Here is a 20481-nt window from a genome sequence, read left to right on the forward strand (position 1 = left end):
CGAACCGGATCAGGCGTTCATCGAATCGAAGAACTCGGCGTTGTTCTTGGTCTGCTTCAGCTTGTCGATCAGGAACTCGATCGCATCGGTGGTGCCCATCGGTGCCAGGATACGACGCAGAACGAAGATCTTCTGAAGATCCGAACGCGGGATGAGGAGGTCTTCCTTTCGCGTACCGGACTTGAGCACGTCGATTGCGGGGAAGGTCCGCTTGTCGGCCACCTTGCGGTCGAGCACGATTTCGGAGTTACCCGTTCCCTTGAATTCCTCGAAGATGACTTCGTCCATGCGGCTGCCCGTGTCGATCAGCGCGGTGGCGATGATCGTGAGCGAACCGCCTTCCTCGATGTTGCGCGCCGCGCCGAAGAAGCGCTTCGGTCGCTGCAGGGCGTTGGCGTCGACACCACCGGTCAGGACCTTGCCCGACGACGGCACGACCGTGTTGTAGGCGCGGCCGAGGCGGGTGATGGAATCGAGCAGGATGACGACATCCCGCCCATGTTCGACCAGGCGCTTCGCCTTTTCGATCACCATTTCGGCGACCTGCACGTGACGCGAGGCCGGCTCGTCGAAGGTGGAGGAGACAACCTCGCCCTTCACCGAACGCTGCATGTCGGTCACTTCTTCCGGACGTTCGTCGATCAGGAGAACGATCAGGTAGCATTCCGGATGGTTGGCCGTGATGGAATGGGCGATGTTCTGCAGGAGAACCGTCTTACCCGTGCGCGGCGGCGCGACGATCAGGCCGCGCTGGCCCTTGCCGAGCGGCGCCACGAGATCAATCACGCGCGCCGAATTGTCCTTGGTCGGAGGACCGTCGATTTCCATCCGGAAGCGTTCGTCCGGGTAGAGCGGCGTCAGATTGTCGAAATGGCTCTTGTGGCGGATCTTCTCGGGGTCTTCGAAATTGATAGTGTTGACCTTGAGAAGTGCGAAATACCGCTCGCCTTCCTTCGGGCCCCGGATCGGACCCTGCACCGTATCGCCGGTCTTCAGCGAGAACCGGCGGATCTGCGACGGCGAAATGTAGATGTCGTCCGGGCCCGGCAGGTAGTTGGCGCTGGCCGAACGCAGGAACCCGAAACCGTCCTGCAAGATCTCGACGACACCGTCGCCGATGATTTCGACATCATCGGCCGCCAGCTTCTTGAGGATCGCAAACATCAATTCCTGTTTGCGCATCACGCTGGCGTTTTCGACCTCCAAGCTTTCCGCGAACTCGACGAGCTCCGTAGCGGATTTGTTCTGAAGGTCCTGTAGCTTCATTTGCTGCATGGAAACACGCTTGTAATTTGTCTGAAAGGGAGAAAAGCCCGGGAAGAGGGGAGAAGAGCTCCGGGCCAAGTTGGGCAATCACATAAGCCCTTACGCGGCTTACTTCAAGTCACAATCATCGACTGCGGCAATCGGCTCAGCCGAAGGGCTTGACGATGACCATTATCACCACCGCGATCATCAATAGTGTCGGCACTTCATTGATCATTCGCCAGTGCCGCGCGGTCTTGTCGTTCCTGTCTTCCGCATAGAGACGAACGGCCCGGGCGAAATAGCCATGCACGGCGGACAGGCCCAACACGGCAGCCAGTTTCACGTGAAACCACCCGCTGGTGAAAAAGCCGCCCGACCAGGCGAGCCAAAGCCCCAGCGCCCAGGCGATCGTCATCGCGGGGTTCATGATCACACGCAGAAGCCGGCGCTCCATCACCTTGAACGTCTCGCTCGTCTGCGTCCCCGGCTCCGCGTCGCTGTGATAGACAAAAAGCCGCGGCAGATAGAGCATGCCGGCCATCCAGGCTATGATCGCGATGACATGCACCGCCTTGATCCAGAGATAGAGATCGCTCGGATCGAGCCAGAAGATGAGCGCGACCAGCACGAGCAGGACGATGATGGCAATCACGGCCCGACGCGCCGCCTTGCGCCCGCTCTGCGCCGAGGTCTCGCTCATGCCTTTCCCCGCACGTGATCCACCAGATAGCCGACATCGTCGGGATCGGCCTGCGGCGTGATGCCGTGACCGAGATTGAAGATCAGCGGCCCGTTGCCGAGCGCGTCCAGGATCCTGTCGACGCCGTCGCGGATCGTTTCGCGGCCGGCCACCACGCGCAGCGGATCGAGATTGCCCTGCACCGGGCCGTCCTTTTGCAGTTCGGCGGCAAAGGACAACGGAACCGTCCAGTCCAGCCCCAGGGCATCGACACCCGTCCTCTGGCGATAATCCCGGTAGAGCATGCCGGCGCCCTTCGGAAACCCGATGATTGTCGCATCGGGTTTCTGCGCCCGGACCGTATCGACGATCCGCTTCATCGGCCGCACGCAGAAAGCCTCGAACATCTCTTCATCGAGAACGCCCGACCAGGAATCGAAGACCTGGACCGCATCCGCGCCCTCTTCGAGCTGACGCAGCAGATAGGCCGCCGACATGTCCGCCAGAAGGTCCAGCAGCCGTTCCATCGCAGCCCGTTCGCGATAGCCGAACAAGCGCGCAGGCGCCTGATCCGGCGTGCCGCGTCCGGCGATCATGTAGGTCGCAACGGTCCACGGCGCACCGCAGAAGCCGAGCAGCGTCGTCTCTTCGGGCAGTTCTTGCCGCAGGCGCCGTACCGCCTCGTAGACCGGCGCCAGGTGATCGTGCATCCCGGTCGGATCGAGCCTGGCGATCCCGTCCGCGTTGATCGGATCGAGACGCGGTCCTTCGCCTTCGACGAAACGCACATTGCAGTCCAGAGCGTCCGGAAGCACCAGGATGTCGGAAAACAGGATCGATGCATCAAGCCCGTATCGGCGGATCGGCTGTAGCGTCACTTCCACCGCCAGGTCTGGCGTGTAGCAGAGATCGAGAAAGCCTTTCGCCGTCGCGCGCGTCTTTCGGTACTCGGGGAGATATCGACCTGCCTGACGCATGATCCAGATCGGCGGTGGTGTCACCGTCTCACCCTTCAGGACCTTCATGATCTTCCGTTCGACCGCCATTATCCCCGGTTCCCTGCCCGTCTCTTATATAAAGATTCCAGCGAAGCTGGTTTTGATGATTCTATGAGTCTGTGAATAGCAGGTATCCCGGGTTTTGCAGCCTGTCGGCGCCATCCCTGCGACGATTCGACAAAATGGAAAAGCGCGCCGACCAGCCTGTGAATCAGTGTGGATAAAATACATCAAATAATTCAATGATTTACCGATCAGTGTGCGAATTCGCATGTGGATAGTCGTGAACAGGATTTGCTCCGACATACTGTCCCCATATTCCTCCACAGTGGATGGATCACCGAACGCAGGCTGTGAAGTGTGAACAACCGGACGTGATTTCCGCCCGCAGCCGGTCTCGTCGGCGGGCCGGCAACTTATCCACACCCCCGTCCACACAGCGAGGCGCCGCCGCCCGTCTTGCCATCCAGGTGGCGAGGGGCTAACCGCTGGCGGCGCGACGAAAGGAATCCAATGACCCTCCTGCTCGCTTCAACCAGCCCGTTTCGTGCGGCGATCCTCAAGCATGCCGGCGTGGCGTTTCGTGCCGAAGGCGCCGAGATCGACGAGCGGAGCGTCGAAGCCCCGCTCCTCGAAGCGGACGCAACGCCAGAAGACATCGCCGCGGTCCTGGCCGAAGCCAAGGCGCAGGATGTTTCGGAGCGTAATCCGGGCGCACTCGTGCTCGGTGGCGACCAGACCCTGTCGCTCGAAGGGGACCTCTTCCACAAGCCGGCCGAGATGGCGGAAGCCCGGCGCAACCTGCTGTGCTTTTCCGGCAAGACCCATCAGCTGTGGAGCGCACTCGCTCTGGTGCGTGACGGCGAAACGATCTGGAGACATGTCTCGGTCGCACAGATGAGCGTCCGTCCGCTGTCGCCCGCATTCATCGGGCGCTATCTCGCGAGCGTCGGCGACGCGGCGCTCGCCAGTGTCGGCTGCTATCAATATGAAGGCGAAGGCATCCAGCTCTTCGAGAAAACCGAAGGCGACTACTTCACCATCATCGGCCTGCCGCTCCTGCCGCTCCTCGCCGAATTGCGACGGCTCGGTGAAATAGATGGATGAGGCACTGCGCGCTTTCGCAAGCCGTGAACGCAACCCGACGGATCGGGAACCGGTGAAGGCATCATGATCATACTCGGTCTCACGGGGTCCATCGGCATGGGCAAATCGACAACCGCGGCGATGTTCGCCGACGAGGGCGTGCCGGTCCATGACGCGGACGCGGCGGTGCACACGCTCTATTCGGGCGAGGTCGCGCCCTTGATCGAAGAGGCCTTTCCCGGAACCGTGACCGACGGCACCGTCGATCGCGGCGAACTCGGAAAGCGGGTCGTCGGCGACACGCAGGCGATGAAACGCCTTGAAGCGATCGTCCACCCGCTCGTGCGCAAGGCGGAAACCGAGTTCCTCGATCGGGCAAGGGCGCAAGGCGAACCGCTCGTCGTCCTAGACATTCCGCTCCTGTTCGAAACCGGCGGAGAAAAGAAGGTCGATCACGTGGTCGTGGTCACCGCGCCGCCCGAAGTGCAGCGCGAACGCGTGATGGCGCGGCCGGGCATGAGCAAGGAGCGTTTCGAGGCTCTGCTCGCGCGGCAGATCCCGGATTCCGAAAAGCGCCGCCGTGCCGATTTCCTCATCGACACCTCGTTCGGCAAGGAGGCGGCGCGCGCCAAGGTGCGCGACCTGATCCACCTGCTCTCTACGCTCGATCGGGGAAAAAAGCCAGCCGCCGAGGGTCAGCAATCTTTGGATGACGGCGCCGCCTCATTGTGAAGGCCCGGCCGCGCGCGCATCATGCGGCCACAACAGCGAAATGGAACCATGCGCGAAATCATCTTCGACACCGAAACGACCGGGCTCGACTCCAGCGCCGACCGGATCATCGAAATCGGCGCCGTGGAACTGGAGAACCGGTTCATCACCGGCCGCAATTACCACGTCTACATCAACCCGGACGGCCGCGAGGTGCATCCCGAGGCGCTCGCGGTGCACGGCATCTCCAACGAGCAGCTCGCAGACAAGCCGAAATTCGCCCAGATCGTCCAGGACTGGTTCGATTTCACCGAAGGCGCGACGCTGATCGCGCACAATGCCAGCTTCGATGCCGGCTTCTTCAACGCCGAATTCGCACGTCTCGGCTTTCCGCCGATCGACCCGGAGCGCGTGGTCGACAGCCTGGCGCTCGCCCGGCGTCGTCATCCGATGGGCCCGAACTCGCTCGACGCGCTGTGCAAGCGCTACGGCATCGACAATTCGATGCGCGAGAAACACGGCGCCCTGCTGGACAGCGAATTGCTGGCGGAAGTCTATATCGAGCTCGTCGGCGGTAAGCAGGCGCGCCTCAGCCTCGATGTCGATCAGGCCGACGGATATTCCGGCGGAAACGGCGCGGGCGAGGCCGCGGCGCGGGCGGTGCGGCCCCGGCCCAATCCCTTGCCTTCGCGTCTCGCCGCCGACGAGATCAGCGCCCATGCCGAACTTGTCGCGCGGCTCGGCGACAAGGCGTTGTGGCTCGCACAAACGCAAAAGGGCGACTGAGTCGCCCTTTCAACCGTCTTCAATGTCGCCTTGATCAGGCCTGCATCTGGACCTTGGACTTCGCCTGCTCCTCGGCCATGCGGCGCTGGAACATCTGGGCGAAATCGACCGGATCGATCATCAGCGGCGGGAAGCCGCCATTGCGAGTGCAATCGGCGATGATCTGGCGCGCGAACGGGAACAGAAGGCGCGGGCACTCTACGAAGAGAAGCGGTAGCAGGTGTTCCTGCGGGAAATTGGCGAGGCGGAACACGCCGCCATAGACCAGCTCCACGTTGAAGACGACATTGCCTTCGTCCTCGGCCTTCGCGGTCAGCGTCAGCGTGACGTCGTAATCGCTTTCGGCCAGCGGGTTGGCTTGCACGTTGACATTGATGTTGATCGCCGGCGATTTCTCGCGCGGACGCAGCGAAAGCGGCGCACCGGGGCTCTCAAAGGACAGGTCCTTGACGTACTGCGTCAGGACGGAGAGCTGCGGCGGTGTTCCGTTGCTGTTTGTTCCTGCGGGCTGTCCCCCGCCGTTCGTGCCATCTTCTGCCATGGAAAGAGCCTCGTGCTGATGGTGGACGCGCAATCGCGTTTGCGCAGGATTGAGTTCCGCGGCTGGCTAGCATGGCCCTTGCGCACTGGCAAGGACGCGGGCGGCCCGATCAGCGATCCCCGGCCCAGGGGCTGTCGTCACGGCCGCCGGAATATTCGTCGTCGGAGAGATCGATCGTCTGCGGCCCCTGTTGCCGGCGCGTCTCGTAATGGGCGTGCGACGCCGAGGTGACAGTCACGCGGCTGCGCGCGAAAGCCCAGATCGCGTCGCGCAAGGGCGGCACGAACAGGAGGAAGCCGATCGTATCGGTGACGAAGCCCGGAGTGAGCAGCAGGATGCCCGCAATCAGGATCATCACGCCATGCACGAGATCGCGGCCCGGCACCCGGCCCTGGTCGAGTTCCGTGCGCATGCGCGTCAGGAGGCCGAAACCCTGAACCCGCAGCAGGATCGAGCCGATGATCGCGGTCAGAACCACCATGCCGAGCGTCGGAAAAACGCCGATCTGCGAGCCGACAGCGATGAACACGCCGATTTCAAGCAGCGGTATGACCAGGAGGGCAAACGGGATCAGGGAAAACGGCATCGACGGGCATCTTCGTTCGTTGGGATGTCCATTATGTAGTTATTCATCGCGCGATTTGAATGCTCGCCATTCATGGTTATATGGGGTTGAACGAAAAGTCTGTTTTACGGGACGGTTTATGGAAGGCTCCAACCTCGTCACTTTGATCTTCGTTGTCGCTGCGGTGTTTGTGTTCCTGCAGCTGCGCAACGTGCTGGGCAAGCGCACGGGGCAGGAAAAGCCGCCCTTCGATCCCTATTCCAGCCGGCGCGAATCGCCGGCGGAAACGGAAGCGTCCGGCGAATCCGACAATGTGATCACCCTGCCGGGCCGCGGCGAATCGCGTCCGGAGCCGTATCGCGAGATCGACCGGATGGCGACGCCCGGCAGCGAACTAAATACCGGCCTGCGGGCAATCAAGGACCGCGCGCCCGATTTCGATCCGGCGACCTTCCTGTCGGGTGCCAAGACCGCCTATGAGATGATCGTCATGTCCTTTGCCGAGGGCGACCGGAAGACGCTGAAGAACCTCCTGTCGAAGGAGGTCTATGACGGCTTCGCTGCGGCGCTCGACGAGCGCGATGCCAAGGGCGAGACCGTGCAGTCCAGCTTCGTCGGCATCGACAAGGCCGATCTCGTCGGCGCCGAGATGCGCGACAATGACGCTTTGGTGACGGTGCGCGTTGTCAGCCAGTTGATTTCGGCGACCCGCGACAAGGACGGCAACGTCATCAATGGCGACCCGGAAGCCGTCGTCGAGGTCAAGGACATCTGGACCTTCGCGCGCGACACCCGCAGCCGCGATCCGAACTGGCGTCTGGTCGCCACCGAGTCCGAGGACTGAACCTCCCCCGGCATGTGGACGTTGCGACCGCTCCCCTTCGACGACTTGGCCGGGTGGGCGGCGGACGATCACGCGGCGGCGCTGCGGGCCTTCTCCCGTCATGCCGACCGGCCGGCCGGTGAGGCCTATCGCCACGGCCGGCTGGGCATTCCGCCTGAAAGCCTCGAGCCGCTCTTTGCCGAGGCGGCACAGGATGCCGCGCGCAAGGATCCGCGCGGCTTCTTCGAATCGCATTTCGACTGCCACGCGCTGACCGGCAGCAACGGAGAACGCGGTTTCGTCACCGCCTTCTACGAACCGGAGATCGCGGCGTCCCGCCGGCGCACCGACCGGTTTCGCGTGCCCTTCCATCGCCGGCCTGACGATCTCGTCACGCTACGCGACGACAACCGCCCGACCGGTTGGGACAAGGATATGCGCTTTGCCCGGCGCATGCCGGACGGCGTCCTGATGCCCTATCCCGATCGCAAGGCGATCAATGCCGGGTTTCTGGAGGGGCGTGGTCTTGAGATCGCTTATGTCGAACATGCCGCCGACGCCTTCTTCGCCCATGTCCAGGGCGCGGCGCGGCTCCGGCTTGATGACGGGACGTCTTTGCGCGTCACCTTCGACGGCAAGACCGGCCATCCCTTCACGGCGATTGGCAAATTGCTCGTCCAGCGCGGCGAGATCGCAGCCGACGCCGTCTCGATGACGACGATCCGCGCCTGGCTCTCCGCCCACCCGGACGACGCGCAAGCGCTGATGGAGGAAAACCGGTCTTACATCTTCTTTCGCGAAACGCCCGTCGGTGACGCGGCGGACGGACCGGTCGCGGCCGCCAAGGTGCCTCTGACGGCGGAGCGCTCGCTCGCCGTCGACCGCTTGCTGTACAGTTTCGGCACGCCGGTTTTCGTGTCAGCCGACAGTGTGAACGGCAAGACCTGGTCGAAACTGATGATCGCGCAGGAAACCGGCAGCGCCATGATCGGCCCGGCGCGCGGCGATCTCTTCATGGGGTCGGGCGACGCGGCCGGTGAACGCGCAAGCGCGGTGCGATCAGCGGCGGATTTCACCGTCCTCATGCCAAAATCCGTGCAGATCGATCGTGAAAAAGCGGTGGCGCCATGACCGGTAAGCGCAACCGCCGCGCCCTGAGTGAGGAGGAAACCCTGCTCTGGCACCAGGTCAAGCGCACGGTTACGCCCTTGCACGACCGACCGGTCGTCTCCTCCGCACTCACGCAGCAGGAGGCTGCGCGCGCGTTTCACGAAGCAATGCATGAGGGCGAGAAACGCAAGTCCGACAAGCCCGCCTCGAAGGACGACATCCGTTCGCCGGCCTTTCAGGCCCGCCGCCCGCCGCCGCCGAAACAAACCCCGCGACCCGATCCCGTCATCGACAAGCCGACGACGCGCAAGCTCGCCAAGGGCCGCATCTCGATCGATGCGCGCATCGACCTCCACGCCATGACGCAGAACCAGGCCCATGACCGGCTCTATGGCTTCCTGGCGGACGCAAGGTCGAACGGCTGCCGTCATGTCCTCGTGGTCACCGGCAAGGGCCGTTCGCTCGGCAGCGAGGGCGTGTTGAAACGCATGGTGCCCGTCTGGCTCAACAGTCCGCGTTTCGCGGACATCGTCAGCGGCTATTCCTCGGCGCATCGTGCCCACGGCGGTGAAGGTGCGATCTACATCCGGCTGCGCCGGCTGACGCGCGGCGACGGGAGTTTTCGCTGATGACGCCATTCGGGGAAAGGCTGCGCCAGTTGCGTAGCGAGCGCGGCATGAGCCAGAAGGAAATGGCGCAGAAGGTCGGCGTCTCGGCAGCCTATCTCTCGGCGCTCGAACACGGCCATCGCGGCTTGCCGTCTTGGGCCCTTCTCCAGCGCATCATCGCCTGCCTGAACATCATCTGGGACGACGCCGACGAGTTGCAGCGCCTGGCGCTGCAGTCGGCCCCGAAAGTGTCTATCGACACCGCGGGCATGCATCCGCTGGCGACCGAACTCGCAAATCTCCTGCAGCAGTCGATCGGCGACCTGTCGCCCGAAGACCTCGATCATCTCATCCAGCGGGTGAGGGCACTCCGAAACCGGCCCGATCGGCTGGCGTGATCGTCGCCATCAGTCGAGCAGCGCGCGCAGCTCGTCTTCGCGGTCGTTGATCATCCAGCCGTAGTAGTTTTCTTCCGGGTAGATCGTGCGCGACGTCTTGCGGTTGCGGCTCGCGAGCTCCTTCGCGCGACCGAGCGAATCGCCGGTGTTGTAAAGCGTCGCCGTCAGCCCGGGATTGCGCGAGATGTCGAAGCCGGCGATTTCCCGGTAGTCGTCGATCGCGGTGGCGAGCGTCGCGGCGATATAGGGAAGCGTCTTGTTGGGATCCATGATCGCCGCATAGACCTTCTTGCCCTCGGTGTGGGTGAGTTCTGGAAGGCCGGACACGGTGTGCACGCGATCCGACATCATCAGGGCGGTCAGCGGGTTGAGCTGGCCCAGCCCGAAGGTCTGCCCGGCGTAGAAGGGCTGGAAGAAGACCGCGCTCAGGCGGTTGTTGGGGAACGACTTGCCGTCCACCTTCTTGCCGCGGAACGTCTTTTCCCAGACCGCCTCGCGGCATGTCCACAATTCGCGGCTGCCGGTGATGCCCTCACAGCGCGAAAATTGCGGCCGCGCGATGAAATCCTCGACATCCTCGCCGTCATATTCGAAGTCGATCCGGTCTTTCAGATAGGACACGGCCTTGATGAAATAGGTCTGCGCCCGGTCATATGCATCGACATTGTAGGTATGCTCGCCGACGATTGCCCCGATCATGTGGATCGGATCGATCCCATAATCCTCTGACGTGCTCTTGATGCGCGAGATCAGGCGGCGATCGCGCTTCAGGAGACCGAGCACCTTCTGGTACTTCTTGTCGAAGGTCGTCTTGAGCGCCTGCGTCCGGTTCTTGGACGCGCCCGGAATGGCCGGCTGCTCGGCGCTGCGGTTGCCGGGTTCGACGACGGTCAGCGAATAGGCCGGACCGCTCGCTCCCAGCAGCAGGATCAATGTGGCTATCGCGGCAATGCGGAATGACGACATGATTACGGCTTTTCAACTGCGCGCCCCGCAGAGCTAGTAGAAAATGCCTTACGGGAAGTCGAGGGCCTCGTGAAATGAAATCCGGACTATGGCGTTGCGGTCACAGTATGTAGCGTGACAGATCGGCGTTTCGGGCGAGATCGCCGATCTGCTGGCGCACATAGTCGCCGTCGATGACGAAGGTCTCGCCGGCCTTGTCCGGCGCGGTATAGGAGATGTCGTCGAGCACCCGCTCCATCACGGTCTGCAGTCGCCGCGCGCCGATATTCTCCACCGTCGCGTTCAGATCCACGGCGATGTCGGCCAGGGCGTCGACGGCGTCGTCGGTGAAGGTGATGTCCACCTCTTCCGTCTTCATCAGCGCGATATATTGCTTGATCAGGCTGGCCTCGGTCTCGGTGAGGATACGCTTGAAATCCTCGCGCTCCAGCGCCTTGAGCTCGACGCGGATCGGCAGACGGCCCTGCAGTTCCGGCAACAGGTCCGACGGCTTGGAGACGTGGAACGCGCCCGAGGCGATGAACAGGATGTGGTCGGTCTTCACCGGACCGTATTTCGTCGCCACCGTCGTGCCCTCGACGAGCGGCAGCAGGTCGCGCTGCACGCCCTCGCGGCTGACGCCGGCGCCGTAGCGGCCTTCCGAGGCCGCGATCTTGTCGATCTCGTCGAGAAAGACGATCCCGTCATTCTCGGCCGCGCGCAGGGCTTCCTGGGTGATCTGTTCCTGATCCAGCAGCTTGTCGGACTCGTCGTCGAGCAGGATGTCGTAGGAATCGCGCACGGTGGTCTTCATCGTCTTGGTCTTCTGGCCACCGAACGCCTTGCCCAGCATGTCGTTGAGATTGATCATGCCGATATTTGCGCCGGGCATGCCCGGAACCTCGAAGCTCGGCATGCCGCCCGCCCCGGTGTCGGCGATTTCGAACTCGATCTCCTTGTCGTCGAGCACGCCCTCGCGCAATTTCTTGCGGAAACTGTCCTTGGTCGCCGGGCTGGCCGTCGCGCCGACAAGAGCGTCGAGCACGCGCTGCTCGGCGTTGACATGCGCCTTCGCTTTCACCTCTTCGCGCTTCTTTTCGCGGACCAGCGTGATACCGGCCTCCACGAGATCGCGCACGATCTGCTCGACGTCGCGGCCGACATAACCGACCTCGGTGAACTTGGTGGCCTCCACCTTGACGAAAGGCGCACCGGCCAGTTTCGCGAGCCGCCGCGAGATCTCCGTCTTGCCGACGCCCGTGGGCCCGATCATCAGGATGTTCTTCGGCATCACCTCGTCGCGCATCGAGCCTTCGAGGCGCTGGCGGCGCCAGCGGTTTCGCAGCGCGATCGCCACGGCGCGCTTGGCGTCCTTCTGGCCGATGATGAAGCGGTCGAGTTCGGAAACGGTTTCCCGCGGAGAGAAATCAGACATGTGTACTCAGGTTCTAATCGGTGGAAGTCTGTCGAGGATCGATGTGGGGAGGGTGGGTGCGACAATCAAGCGCCGTATGTTCTGCCAGCCCGCGCCGAAAAGGATGATCAGCGCCCCGACGGTCAGCAGAATCAGCGCGAAAGCCGGGATTCCGGTCGAGTTCGCCGCCGAATTCACGAGGTAGTAGATGCCGAGCGAGCCGAAATAGGCCAGCGTCGGGATCAGGAGCGACCGCCGGTCGATGGCGAGCGCCACATAGACGAAGGCCAGGATCAAGACGCCCAGCATGATCGACGCAGACATGCCCGGCTCGATTTCCCCGAACACGACATCTTGTCCCGTCGCCAGGATGAAAAGCGGATGCACCAGCAGCTGTGCCGAGATGACATGCAGCCAGAAGGCGCAGTCGGACCAGACCGTGAAACGTTCGCGGTCGTGCAGGTCAAAGGCGAGCCCCACGCCGAAGACGATGAAGCCGCAGGCAAGCGGCACGTAGAGCGCCTTGGCGATCACCGCCGGCAACTGGTCGAGGGTCGGCAGCAACACCTGCCCGTTCACCACGCCGTCATAGAAGAACAGCGTCGCGAAGAAGAAGGCGGCCCCGGTGAAGGCGAGCGCCAGCACGGCGGCCATGATCGGTACCTTGAACCGCACGAAATAGACGATCGCGGCAATCGCGATGCCGCCGAAGAGGATTGCCGCATAGGTTTCGGCCTGTGGCCTCAGGCCTGCGATCTCGAGCGGGTTGTCCACCTGTGCGAGCCCGTAGCGCGTTTCCAGCAGATGGCCGATCAGGATCACCACCGCGGCGATGAAGCCGAGGCCGAGAACGGTACTCGACAGGCGCATACGCCTCTGGCGCGTTACGAATTCGGCGACCAGCCATGCAAAGCCGCCGAGAATGGCGGCCATGGTCGGGATCGTCATCTGCGAGACCGATCGTAGCGCGAACATCGCACCGGCGAAGAGCAGCAGGATGCCGATGGTGACGAACAAGTCGTTGCCGCCGCCGACGAGCCGCATGGGTTCGTCCGAGGACTGCGCTTCGTCGTCCTTCGCCGCAACCGGTTCCTCGGCGAGCGCCACGATCCGGTCGCGCTGGTCGGCCGTGATGATGGCGCGTTCAACGGCGTGTGAAAGAATGTCCTCGGAAATCATGAATGCGTCTCCGCGAAGCGTTTCGCCGTGATGGTCATCAGATGGGTGACACCTGAAGCATGGGCGAAGCGTCCGTGAAAGGAAAAACCGACCTTCTCGTAGCACCGGATCGCGCGTGCATTGCTCTCGTCCGGGTCGATGGTGACGGTCTTGATGCCGTCGGTGAAGAGCCGTGTCAGAAACGCACGCAAAACCAGCGTGCCGATGCCGTTGCCGAGAAATTCCGGCCGCCCGATGGAGAGGTCGACGCCTACCGCGTCACGCGGCAAATCGAGCAGCCATGGCGCGTCCGCGGCATGCGGGCCGTCCAGCTCGTCGCTGACGGACCAGTGCTGAATGTATCCCGCCGGCTCGCCGTCAACGAGGAAAATGAAGGGCCGCGTGGCATCGCGTCCTTCCACCATGTCCTTGATGTGACTGAGCGCCTGGTCCGGCTCGCCCCACCACTCGTTCATCGGCGGCGTGTTCAGCCAATGGCGCAGCGTCGGGTAGTCGTCCGGCGTCACCGGCGCGAAGGTGATGTCGGGCGCTTCATCGCTCATCCAGGAACGCCACCATCAGATATTCGTCGAGCGCGACCCCGTCGATTTTCAGGGCCCGCGGCTCCATGCCGTAGACCTCGAAGCCTTTGCTTTCATAAAGGTGCCTTGCGGCGTCGTTTCGGGCGGCGACCGTTAGCAGGACCTGTTCGGCGTCCGTTTGTCGCGCGTGATCGAGAACCGCCTCGACCAGGGCCCGCCCGCAACCCGACTTGCGCGCGTCGGGGCGCACGTAAAGGCCGAGCAGCGATCCCTTGTGGGCTTCCTTGATGCCCGGTGCGCGCATGTAATTGACGATCCCCGCCAGCGAGTCGCCGACATGGGCGCCGAAGAAGACGCGTCGGCCGTCGAAGAGCCGTGTCCAGTAGGCGTCCGGCCGCGCGGCGGCCTCCTCGTGGGAATCGCCGAACGCCTCTGGCGCATTGCGCAGGGCCTCCAGCCGCAGCAAACGATACGCCGCCGCATCCGTCTCGGTCAGGCGGCGGATCGTGAAACTCACGTCTCCGCCTCGAGGCTTTCCACGATCACATTGCCATTGGTGTAGACGCAGATTTCTCCGGCGATCTGCATGGCGCGGCGCGCGATGGTCTCGGCGTCCATGTCCGTGTCGATCAACGCCCGCGCCGCCGCGAGCGCGTAATTGCCGCCCGAGCCGATGGCCATGACGCCTTCCTCGGGCTCAAGCACGTCGCCGTTTCCGGTCACGCACAGCGACACCGACTTGTCGGCGACAAGCATCATCGCTTCGAGATTGCGCAGGTATTTGTCCATGCGCCAGTCCTTGGCGAGCTCGACGGCGGCGCGCATCAGCTGGCCGGGATATTGCTCGAGCTTCTTTTCGAGCCGGTCGAGCAGGGTGAAGGCGTCGGCGGTCGCGCCTGCAAATCCGGTGATCACCTCGCCGTCCTTGCCGATCCGGCGCACCTTGCGCGCATTGCCCTTGATCACGGTCTGGCCCATGCTGACCTGCCCGTCGCCGGCGATGATGACCTTGCCGCCCTTGCGCACGGTGACGATCGTCGTTGCGTGCATGGTGCCGTAAGGATTGTCTTTCTCGCTCATCACCTGTCCTTTCGCGGGCGCAATGCCCTGATTTTCCCGCTATGTAAGTGGAAGGCCGGCGATTGCAATCATGCCGGGGCCATACTGGTCATTGCGCCGAACCCTTGTTAAGAGGCGCAGTCGCCAAAGATTGAAGGGCATACGCCATGACTGCGCGCACCGCCGAGGTCAGCCGCACGACGAACGAGACCGCCATTTCCGTCAGCGTCGATCTGGACGGAACCGGCAAGCACGACATGAAGACCGGGATCGGCTTCTTCGACCACATGCTCGACCAACTTTCGCGCCATTCGCTGATCGACATGACGGTGGCCGCGAAAGGCGACCTGCATATCGACGACCACCACACCGTGGAAGACACCGGCATCGCGCTCGGCCAGGCGCTGGCCAAGGCGCTGGGCGACCGCCGCGGCGTGACCCGGTACGCCAGTCTCGACCTCGCCATGGACGAAGCGTTGACCCGCGCCGCCATCGACGTGTCCGGCCGGCCGTTCCTCGTGTTCAAGGTGGAGTTCCCGACCCAGAAGATCGGCACCTTCGACACCGAGCTCGTGCGCGAGTTCTTCCAGGCCTTTGCGCAGAACGCCGGCATCACGTTGCATGTCGAGACCTTCTACGGCGCCAACAGCCACCACATCGCCGAGACCTGCTTCAAGGCGGTCGCCCGCGTGTTGCGCATGGCGGTCGAGATCGATCCGCGCCAGGCGGATGCGATTCCCTCCACCAAGGGAACACTCAACGGTTAGGCGGGTGCGATGGCCAGCTATGTCGTGATGCAGCGCGCAAGCGGCGCCGGGATGGACACAGTCTTGGTGCGTGACGCCTTCTCCAGCGTCGCGCTCGTGTTTCCGTTGCTGTGGCTTTTGTGGAACCGGCTCTGGTTTGCCGCGCTGATGCTGTTCATCGTGTCGGTCGGCCTCGCCTTGGTCGGCGACCTCGTCATTCCCGGCTCGGCCCCCGCCACGATGTTGGCCGGCCTTGTCATCGGTCTTTATGTCGCGCTCGAAGGCCCGGTCTGGCGCATCGGCCGTTTCCGCCGCAAGGATTATGCGGTGGCCGGCACGGTCGACGCGCGCAATCTGGACGAGGCCGAAATCCGCTGGTTCACGCGACATGCCGCCCCTGGCGCCGGCCGGTCGCCGGCAACCGTTGCGTGGAGCGAAACTGCGTCGGGCGCGGCCGTGGAGCCGCAAACCGACATGCTGTTCGGCTTTGCCGCCGGCGAATCGAGGTAGGGATCATGCGCGTCGCAATCATCGACTACGGCTCCGGCAATCTGCGCTCGGCGGTCAAATCCTTCGAGCGCTCTGCACGCGAGGCAGGCCTTGCGGCCGAGATCGACCTGACCTCCGACGCCGACCGGGTCGCCACGGCCGACCGGATCGTCCTGCCGGGCGTCGGCGCCTACGCCGACTGCCGCGCCGGCCTGGATGCCGTTCCCGGCATGGTCGAGGCTCTGAACGAGGCCGTGATCGACAAGGGCCGCCCGTTCTTCGGCATCTGCGTGGGCATGCAGCTCATGTCCTCGCGCGGACTTGAAAAGACCGTGACGCAGGGCCTCGGCTGGATCGCCGGCGATGTCGTCGAGATGACGCCGTCCGACCCGACCCTGAAGATCCCCCAGATCGGCTGGAACACGCTGGACCTGGTCCGGCCGCACCCGCTCTTCGACGGCATCGTCACCGGACCGGACGGGCTGCACGCCTATTTCGTGCATTCCTATCATCTGGCCGCCGAAGACGCCGACAGTGTCGTCGCGCGTACCGATTATGGCGGCCCCGTCACCGCTGCGGTGGCGCGCGCCAACATGTTCGGCACCCAGTTCCACCCGGAAAAGAGCCAGACGCTCGGCCTCGCCCTGATCGCGAATTTCCTCAAATGGGCGCCGTGAACGGGCGCACTGACCGTTTGCCGCTGACCGTGCGCATCGCCGTCGACTGGCTGCGCGCGCTTCAGGCGCGCGACGAGGACACGCTCCTGACCCTAGCCCATCCCGACATCGGTCTCCCCGCGAGCGTCCCGCCGATCAGGCGCGGCCATGCCTATCTGAGCGAATGGCTCCAGGAGCAGCGCCTGCGCCTGCGCCTCGATCGTGCCTTCATCGATGGCAGCCGCATTCTTGTTGCGCACAAGACGACGCTTCTCGATGAAGACGGCGACGTCCGCGCGATCATGGATGGCGGGTCGATCGTCGAATTGCGCGACGGCCGGGTTTCGCATTATCGCCGCGACGACGGCTCCGACCTCTTGCGGCGCAACGGCTTTCGCGGCGCCGACCCCATAGACCTGACCGAAGAGAACACCGCATCATGATCCTGTTTCCCGCCATCGACCTCAAAGACGGCCAGTGCGTGCGCCTCGTGAAAGGCGACATGGACCAGGCCACCGTCTACAACCCCGACCCGGCGGCGCAGGCGAGGGCCTTCGAGGACCAGGGTTTCGAATGGTTGCACGTCGTCGATCTGAACGGTGCCTTCGAAGGCCAGTCCGTCAATGGCGCGGCCGTCGAGGCGATCCTCAAGGCGACGAAGAACCCGGTCCAGCTCGGCGGCGGCATTCGCACGCTCGCCCATATCGAGGCCTGGCTCGACAAGGGCCTCGCCCGCGTCATTCTCGGCACGATCGCCGTGCGCGATCCGGATCTGGTGATCGAGGCCTGCAAGCTGTTTCCCGGCAAGGTCGCCGTCGGCATCGACGCCAAGGGCGGCAAGGTCGCCGTCGAGGGCTGGGCCGAGGCCTCCGAACTCGGTGTGGTCGAACTGGCGAGGAAATTCGAAGGCGCCGGCGTCGCCGCGATCATCTACACCGATATCGATCGCGACGGGATCCTCACCGGAATCAATTGGGAATCGACGATCGATCTCGCCAACGCCGTCTCCATCCCCGTCATCGCCTCCGGCGGCCTCGCTTCAATCGCCGATATTGTCCGCATGACATCGGCGGACGCGGCGAAGCTGGAAGGCGCGATCTCCGGTCGCGCGCTCTATGACGGCCGCATCGATCCCGAAGAGGCCTTGGCGGTCCTGCGTGGCGACACGCCGCGGCAAGGCGTGCTAGACTGATGAAATGAACATCCAGCCGACATATCCCGGGACCGCGGAAGAATTCCTCGTCTGGAACGAAGGACGCGAGGGCAAGCGCGAATTCGTGCGGGGGAAGGTCGTCGAGATGATGATCAATGTTTCAAGAAACCATGTGCGTCTGGCGACCCGTCTTCTGAAGCAACTCGCCGATCAGTTGGGCATGGACCACTTCGATATCGGTTCGGCGGATTTTGGCGTACGAACCGATGACGGAATCCGCTTCCCGGACATTTTCGTCGAAGCCGCCGGCGGAAGCGGACGGGACCTCGCCACCGATCGGCCCCTGCTTGTCGCCGAGATCCTGTCCCCGTCATCGATCGCCGATGATTTCGGTCCGAAGGCGCAGGATTATCTGGCGATCGGGTCCTTGCGCCATTACCTCGTCCTTTCGCAGGACGAACCACGCATCTGGTTGTGGTCGCGCGACGCGGAAGGTGGCTGGTCGGGTCCGCAGATGATCGCGGGAACCGACGGGCCCGTCGTGCTGGACGGACTCGACGTGACATTGGACATGAAAGCCCTTTATACCGGCGTGGCGTCGGCCTGACGCGCATTTATCCGGACCGAACATGCTCAAAGCCCGTGTCATTCCCTGCCTCGACGTCGCCGGTGGCCGCGTCGTCAAAGGCGTCAATTTCGTCGATCTCGTGGATGCCGGCGATCCGGTCGAGGCCGCCAAGGCCTATGACGCCGCCGGCGCCGACGAGCTCTGTTTCCTCGACATCACCGCATCGTCCGACAATCGCGAGACGATCTTCGACGTGGTCGCCCGCACGGCCGAGCAGTGCTTCATGCCGCTCACCGTCGGCGGCGGCGTGCGCGCGGTGGAGGATGTGCGCAAGCTGTTGCTGGCCGGGGCGGACAAGGTGTCGATCAACACCGCCGCGGTGAAACGGCCCGAACTGGTCGCCGAGGCGGCCGACAAGTTCGGCAACCAGTGCATCGTCGTCGCGATCGACGCCAAGACCGTCGACGAAGGGCCGGACGGTCCGCGCTGGGAAATCTTCACCCATGGCGGCCGCGTGCCGACGGGCATCGACGCTGTCGAATATGCGCGCAAGGTCGTCGAACTCGGCGCCGGCGAAATCCTGCTCACCTCCATGGACCGCGACGGCACCAAGATCGGCTACAACATTCCGCTGACCCGCGCCGTGGCCGATGCCGTGCGCGTGCCCGTCATCGCTTCGGGTGGCGTCGGCACGCTGGATCACCTCGTGGAGGGCATTCGCGACGGCCATGCCACTGCCGTTCTGGCCGCGTCGATTTTCCATTTCGGAACCTACACGATCCAGGAAGCCAAGGACCACATGGCTGCCGCCGGCGTCGCCGTGCGCCGCGACGCCTGAGGAGCAACCCCGATGACCGATTTCAGCCTGCACGACCTGGAAAAGATCGTCGCCGCGCGCGCAACCTCCGGCGACGAGACTTCCTGGACGGCGAAACTCGTCGCCAAGGGGATCGAGAAGGCATCCAAGAAGCTGGGCGAGGAAGCGGTGGAGACCGTGATCGCCTCTCTCGGGCTGGATCCCGCGCCGCTCGTGGCCGAAACGGCGGACCTGTTGTACCATTTGCTCGTTGTGCTGCACATGCGCGGCGTGGCATTGGATGACGTTATGACCGAACTGCAGGGGCGAACCGGGCAGACCGGGATTCAGGAAAAGGCGGCGCGCGCGCCGGAGTGACGACAGGCAACCATATGGACCAGACCGTCCAGCGCAGCGGGCTTGATGCCTTCCCGGATCCGCTCGACCAGCTTTCGGGCAGCGAGTTGTCGCCCTATCGGCGCTATTCGGCGGCCAGATGGGCGGAGTTTCGGGCCGACACGCCGCTCACGTTGACCCTGGACGAGGTTCTGCGCCTGCGGTCGCTGAACGACCCGATCGATCTCGATGAGGTGCGGCGCATCTACCTGTCGCTGTCGCGGCTGCTCTATTCGCATGTCGAGGCCTCGCAGAGCCTGTTCGAACAGCGCAAGCACTTCCTCAACGTCGACGAGGCGATCAAGACGCCCTTCATCATCGGCATCGCCGGTTCGGTCGCCGTCGGCAAGTCGACGACGGCGCGCGTCCTGAAGGAATTGCTCACCCGCTGGTCTTCGCATCCGAAGGTCGACCTGGTAACGACCGACGGCTTCCTGCTGCCCAACGCCGTGTTGCGCGAACAGGGGCTGATGGAGCGCAAGGGCTTTCCCGAAAGCTACGACGTGTCCGCGGTGCTGCGCTTCCTGTCGCAGATCAAGGCCGGCGAACATTCTGTGCGCGCGCCGCTCTATTCGCACATGTCCTACGACGTGCTGCCGGGCGAATATGTCACGATCGACCGGCCGGACATCCTGATCTTCGAGGGCATCAACGTCTTGCAGGTGCGCGACCTGCCGGAAGACGGCAAGATGGTGCCCTTCGTGTCGGACTATTTCGACTTCTCGATCTATATCGACGCCGAGGAAGACCTGATCCACGACTGGTACGTGACCCGCTTCATGCATCTGCGCGAGACGGCGTTCCGCGACCCGCGGTCCTTCTTCCACCGCTATTCGGAACTCTCGCAGGACGCGGCGCTGGCGATCGCGGAGGGTCTTTGGGCGAACATCAACCTGAAGAACCTGAAGGAAAACATCCAGCCGACGCGGCCCCGCGCCGACCTCATCCTCAAGAAGGGCTCGAACCATCTTGTCGAGGAAGTGCTGCTCAGGAAGCTTTGAGCCGG

27 protein-coding genes are annotated in these 20481 nt (G+C 63.6%); 16 read left to right on the top strand and 11 right to left on the bottom strand.

Going from position 1 to position 20481, the window contains the following annotated elements:
• Nucleotides 1-9: 9 nt before the first annotated feature.
• The 3 genes from rho to hemE all read right to left on the bottom strand — a co-directional run bounded on the left by rho (nt 10) and on the right by hemE (nt 2973).
• Entirely contained in the window at nt 10-1275 is a 1266-nt protein-coding gene (rho, locus tag MRY80_RS21035) for a transcription termination factor Rho (protein ID WP_293293188.1), read from the bottom strand.
• A 136-nt stretch (nt 1276-1411) separates the two neighbouring features.
• Complete coding sequence (gene hemJ, locus MRY80_RS21040) at nt 1412-1948, bottom strand: protoporphyrinogen oxidase HemJ (RefSeq protein ID WP_293293190.1); 537 nt, start codon at nt 1946-1948, stop codon at nt 1412-1414.
• Entirely contained in the window at nt 1945-2973 is a 1029-nt protein-coding gene (gene hemE, locus MRY80_RS21045) for a uroporphyrinogen decarboxylase (RefSeq protein ID WP_293293191.1), read from the bottom strand. The genes hemJ and hemE overlap by 4 nt, the downstream gene beginning before the upstream one ends.
• Nucleotides 2974-3438: 465 nt before the next feature.
• Between hemE and MRY80_RS21050 the strand changes: the two genes are divergently transcribed.
• From MRY80_RS21050 to dnaQ, 3 genes are all read left to right on the top strand, one after another.
• Nucleotides 3439-4032 (top strand): Maf-like protein, encoded by a 594-nt coding sequence (locus MRY80_RS21050; RefSeq protein ID WP_293293193.1) that lies wholly within the window; start codon nt 3439-3441, stop codon nt 4030-4032.
• Between the two features lie 63 nt (nt 4033-4095).
• On the top strand, nt 4096-4743 hold the full coding sequence (coaE, locus tag MRY80_RS21055; protein ID WP_293293194.1) for a dephospho-CoA kinase: 648 nt from the start codon (nt 4096-4098) through the stop codon (nt 4741-4743).
• Nucleotides 4744-4791: 48 nt separating this feature from the next.
• Entirely contained in the window at nt 4792-5508 is a 717-nt protein-coding gene (gene dnaQ, locus MRY80_RS21060; RefSeq protein ID WP_293293195.1) for a DNA polymerase III subunit epsilon, read from the top strand.
• 34 nt (nt 5509-5542) lie between these two features.
• Here the strand turns inward: dnaQ and secB are convergent, their stop codons facing one another.
• Together secB and MRY80_RS21070 are read right to left on the bottom strand one after the other, a co-directional pair.
• Nucleotides 5543-6049 carry a protein-export chaperone SecB gene (gene secB / locus MRY80_RS21065; protein WP_293293196.1) on the bottom strand — a complete coding sequence of 169 codons (507 nt, stop codon included), beginning with the start codon at nt 6047-6049 and terminating at the stop codon, nt 5543-5545.
• 109 nt (nt 6050-6158) lie between these two features.
• Nucleotides 6159-6635, bottom strand: a complete 477-nt coding sequence (locus tag MRY80_RS21070) for an FxsA family protein (protein WP_293293197.1) — start codon at nt 6633-6635, stop codon at nt 6159-6161.
• 118 nt (nt 6636-6753) lie between these two features.
• On the opposite strand from MRY80_RS21070, the gene MRY80_RS21075 reads away from it, so the two are divergent.
• Genes MRY80_RS21075 through MRY80_RS21090 form a run of 4 tightly spaced genes read left to right on the top strand, consistent with a single transcriptional unit; the run spans nt 6754 to nt 9553 of the window.
• Nucleotides 6754-7458: a Tim44/TimA family putative adaptor protein gene (locus MRY80_RS21075; protein WP_293293198.1), complete on the top strand. Its 705-nt coding sequence runs from the start codon at nt 6754-6756 to the stop codon at nt 7456-7458.
• A 12-nt stretch (nt 7459-7470) separates the two neighbouring features.
• Complete coding sequence (locus MRY80_RS21080) at nt 7471-8568, top strand: MltA domain-containing protein (protein WP_293293199.1); 1098 nt, start codon at nt 7471-7473, stop codon at nt 8566-8568.
• Nucleotides 8565-9176: a Smr/MutS family protein gene (locus tag MRY80_RS21085; RefSeq protein WP_293293200.1), complete on the top strand. Its 612-nt coding sequence runs from the start codon at nt 8565-8567 to the stop codon at nt 9174-9176. The genes MRY80_RS21080 and MRY80_RS21085 overlap by 4 nt, the downstream gene beginning before the upstream one ends.
• On the top strand, nt 9176-9553 hold the full coding sequence (locus MRY80_RS21090; RefSeq protein ID WP_293293202.1) for a helix-turn-helix transcriptional regulator: 378 nt from the start codon (nt 9176-9178) through the stop codon (nt 9551-9553). The genes MRY80_RS21085 and MRY80_RS21090 overlap by 1 nt, the downstream gene beginning before the upstream one ends.
• A gap of 9 nt (nt 9554-9562) precedes the next feature.
• Here MRY80_RS21090 and MRY80_RS21095 read toward each other — a convergent pair whose 3' ends face one another.
• The 6 genes from MRY80_RS21095 to hslV all read right to left on the bottom strand — a co-directional run bounded on the left by MRY80_RS21095 (nt 9563) and on the right by hslV (nt 14692).
• Nucleotides 9563-10519, bottom strand: a complete 957-nt coding sequence (locus tag MRY80_RS21095) for a DUF1402 family protein (protein WP_293293203.1) — start codon at nt 10517-10519, stop codon at nt 9563-9565.
• 100 nt (nt 10520-10619) lie between these two features.
• Entirely contained in the window at nt 10620-11933 is a 1314-nt protein-coding gene (gene hslU / locus MRY80_RS21100; protein ID WP_293293205.1) for an ATP-dependent protease ATPase subunit HslU, read from the bottom strand.
• A gap of 6 nt (nt 11934-11939) precedes the next feature.
• Nucleotides 11940-13091 carry a hypothetical protein gene (locus MRY80_RS21105; RefSeq protein WP_293293207.1) on the bottom strand — a complete coding sequence of 384 codons (1152 nt, stop codon included), beginning with the start codon at nt 13089-13091 and terminating at the stop codon, nt 11940-11942.
• The gene (locus tag MRY80_RS21110) at nt 13088-13633 is read right to left on the bottom strand and encodes a GNAT family N-acetyltransferase (protein ID WP_293293209.1); all 546 of its coding nucleotides are present in this window, start codon (nt 13631-13633) and stop codon (nt 13088-13090) included. Before MRY80_RS21110 ends, MRY80_RS21105 begins: the two co-directional genes overlap by 4 nt.
• Nucleotides 13623-14129, bottom strand: coding sequence for an N-acetyltransferase (locus MRY80_RS21115; RefSeq protein WP_293293210.1), 507 nt, complete (start codon nt 14127-14129; stop codon nt 13623-13625). Before MRY80_RS21115 ends, MRY80_RS21110 begins: the two co-directional genes overlap by 11 nt.
• Nucleotides 14126-14692, bottom strand: a complete 567-nt coding sequence (gene hslV / locus MRY80_RS21120; protein WP_293293212.1) for an ATP-dependent protease subunit HslV — start codon at nt 14690-14692, stop codon at nt 14126-14128. The genes MRY80_RS21115 and hslV overlap by 4 nt, the downstream gene beginning before the upstream one ends.
• A 146-nt stretch (nt 14693-14838) precedes the next feature.
• Here hslV and hisB point away from each other — a divergent pair, with 146 nt between their 5' ends.
• Genes hisB through coaA form a run of 9 tightly spaced genes read left to right on the top strand, consistent with a single transcriptional unit; the run spans nt 14839 to nt 20476 of the window.
• The gene (gene hisB / locus MRY80_RS21125) at nt 14839-15438 is read left to right on the top strand and encodes an imidazoleglycerol-phosphate dehydratase HisB (RefSeq protein ID WP_293293214.1); all 600 of its coding nucleotides are present in this window, start codon (nt 14839-14841) and stop codon (nt 15436-15438) included.
• A gap of 9 nt (nt 15439-15447) precedes the next feature.
• Nucleotides 15448-15927, top strand: coding sequence for a DUF2628 domain-containing protein (locus MRY80_RS21130; RefSeq protein WP_293293216.1), 480 nt, complete (start codon nt 15448-15450; stop codon nt 15925-15927).
• A 5-nt stretch (nt 15928-15932) separates the two neighbouring features.
• Nucleotides 15933-16583 (top strand): imidazole glycerol phosphate synthase subunit HisH, encoded by a 651-nt coding sequence (gene hisH / locus MRY80_RS21135; protein ID WP_293293218.1) that lies wholly within the window; start codon nt 15933-15935, stop codon nt 16581-16583.
• Nucleotides 16571-17005 (top strand): nuclear transport factor 2 family protein, encoded by a 435-nt coding sequence (locus MRY80_RS21140; RefSeq protein ID WP_293293219.1) that lies wholly within the window; start codon nt 16571-16573, stop codon nt 17003-17005. The genes hisH and MRY80_RS21140 overlap by 13 nt, the downstream gene beginning before the upstream one ends.
• Nucleotides 17002-17754 carry a 1-(5-phosphoribosyl)-5-[(5-phosphoribosylamino)methylideneamino]imidazole-4-carboxamide isomerase gene (hisA, locus tag MRY80_RS21145; RefSeq protein ID WP_293293221.1) on the top strand — a complete coding sequence of 251 codons (753 nt, stop codon included), beginning with the start codon at nt 17002-17004 and terminating at the stop codon, nt 17752-17754. Before MRY80_RS21140 ends, hisA begins: the two co-directional genes overlap by 4 nt.
• Nucleotides 17755-17758: 4 nt before the next feature.
• The gene (locus MRY80_RS21150; RefSeq protein ID WP_293293223.1) at nt 17759-18322 is read left to right on the top strand and encodes a Uma2 family endonuclease; all 564 of its coding nucleotides are present in this window, start codon (nt 17759-17761) and stop codon (nt 18320-18322) included.
• A 22-nt stretch (nt 18323-18344) separates the two neighbouring features.
• Nucleotides 18345-19121, top strand: a complete 777-nt coding sequence (gene hisF, locus MRY80_RS21155) for an imidazole glycerol phosphate synthase subunit HisF (RefSeq protein ID WP_293293225.1) — start codon at nt 18345-18347, stop codon at nt 19119-19121.
• 12 nt (nt 19122-19133) lie between these two features.
• Nucleotides 19134-19457, top strand: coding sequence for a phosphoribosyl-ATP diphosphatase (locus tag MRY80_RS21160; protein ID WP_293293227.1), 324 nt, complete (start codon nt 19134-19136; stop codon nt 19455-19457).
• Between the two features lie 14 nt (nt 19458-19471).
• On the top strand, nt 19472-20476 hold the full coding sequence (gene coaA / locus MRY80_RS21165) for a type I pantothenate kinase (protein ID WP_293293228.1): 1005 nt from the start codon (nt 19472-19474) through the stop codon (nt 20474-20476).
• The last annotated feature ends 5 nt before the right edge of the window (nt 20477-20481 follow it).

The sequence above is a fragment of the Oricola sp. genome (assembly GCF_022763245.1).
Classification (GTDB): domain Bacteria; phylum Pseudomonadota; class Alphaproteobacteria; order Rhizobiales; family Rhizobiaceae; genus Oricola.

Bases quoted from the DNA above. Each gene is read 5' to 3' on its own strand.
- rho (WP_293293188.1), bottom strand. From the start codon at position 1,275: ATGCAGCAAATGAAGCTACAGGACCTTCAGAACAAATCCGCTACGGAG.
- hemJ (WP_293293190.1), bottom strand. From the start codon at position 1,948: ATGAGCGAGACCTCGGCGCAGAGCGGGCGCAAGGCGGCGCGTCGGGCC.
- hemE (WP_293293191.1), bottom strand. From the start codon at position 2,973: ATGGCGGTCGAACGGAAGATCATGAAGGTCCTGAAGGGTGAGACGGTG.
- MRY80_RS21050 (WP_293293193.1), top strand. From the start codon at position 3,439: ATGACCCTCCTGCTCGCTTCAACCAGCCCGTTTCGTGCGGCGATCCTC.
- coaE (WP_293293194.1), top strand. From the start codon at position 4,096: ATGATCATACTCGGTCTCACGGGGTCCATCGGCATGGGCAAATCGACA.
- dnaQ (WP_293293195.1), top strand. From the start codon at position 4,792: ATGCGCGAAATCATCTTCGACACCGAAACGACCGGGCTCGACTCCAGC.
- secB (WP_293293196.1), bottom strand. From the start codon at position 6,049: ATGGCAGAAGATGGCACGAACGGCGGGGGACAGCCCGCAGGAACAAAC.
- MRY80_RS21070 (WP_293293197.1), bottom strand. From the start codon at position 6,635: ATGCCGTTTTCCCTGATCCCGTTTGCCCTCCTGGTCATACCGCTGCTT.
- MRY80_RS21075 (WP_293293198.1), top strand. From the start codon at position 6,754: ATGGAAGGCTCCAACCTCGTCACTTTGATCTTCGTTGTCGCTGCGGTG.
- MRY80_RS21080 (WP_293293199.1), top strand. From the start codon at position 7,471: ATGTGGACGTTGCGACCGCTCCCCTTCGACGACTTGGCCGGGTGGGCG.
- MRY80_RS21085 (WP_293293200.1), top strand. From the start codon at position 8,565: ATGACCGGTAAGCGCAACCGCCGCGCCCTGAGTGAGGAGGAAACCCTG.
- MRY80_RS21090 (WP_293293202.1), top strand. From the start codon at position 9,176: ATGACGCCATTCGGGGAAAGGCTGCGCCAGTTGCGTAGCGAGCGCGGC.
- MRY80_RS21095 (WP_293293203.1), bottom strand. From the start codon at position 10,519: ATGTCGTCATTCCGCATTGCCGCGATAGCCACATTGATCCTGCTGCTG.
- hslU (WP_293293205.1), bottom strand. From the start codon at position 11,933: ATGTCTGATTTCTCTCCGCGGGAAACCGTTTCCGAACTCGACCGCTTC.
- MRY80_RS21105 (WP_293293207.1), bottom strand. From the start codon at position 13,091: ATGATTTCCGAGGACATTCTTTCACACGCCGTTGAACGCGCCATCATC.
- MRY80_RS21110 (WP_293293209.1), bottom strand. From the start codon at position 13,633: ATGAGCGATGAAGCGCCCGACATCACCTTCGCGCCGGTGACGCCGGAC.
- hslV (WP_293293212.1), bottom strand. From the start codon at position 14,692: ATGAGCGAGAAAGACAATCCTTACGGCACCATGCACGCAACGACGATC.
- hisB (WP_293293214.1), top strand. From the start codon at position 14,839: ATGACTGCGCGCACCGCCGAGGTCAGCCGCACGACGAACGAGACCGCC.
- MRY80_RS21130 (WP_293293216.1), top strand. From the start codon at position 15,448: ATGGCCAGCTATGTCGTGATGCAGCGCGCAAGCGGCGCCGGGATGGAC.
- hisH (WP_293293218.1), top strand. From the start codon at position 15,933: ATGCGCGTCGCAATCATCGACTACGGCTCCGGCAATCTGCGCTCGGCG.
- MRY80_RS21140 (WP_293293219.1), top strand. From the start codon at position 16,571: ATGGGCGCCGTGAACGGGCGCACTGACCGTTTGCCGCTGACCGTGCGC.
- hisA (WP_293293221.1), top strand. From the start codon at position 17,002: ATGATCCTGTTTCCCGCCATCGACCTCAAAGACGGCCAGTGCGTGCGC.
- MRY80_RS21150 (WP_293293223.1), top strand. From the start codon at position 17,759: ATGAACATCCAGCCGACATATCCCGGGACCGCGGAAGAATTCCTCGTC.
- hisF (WP_293293225.1), top strand. From the start codon at position 18,345: ATGCTCAAAGCCCGTGTCATTCCCTGCCTCGACGTCGCCGGTGGCCGC.
- MRY80_RS21160 (WP_293293227.1), top strand. From the start codon at position 19,134: ATGACCGATTTCAGCCTGCACGACCTGGAAAAGATCGTCGCCGCGCGC.
- coaA (WP_293293228.1), top strand. From the start codon at position 19,472: ATGGACCAGACCGTCCAGCGCAGCGGGCTTGATGCCTTCCCGGATCCG.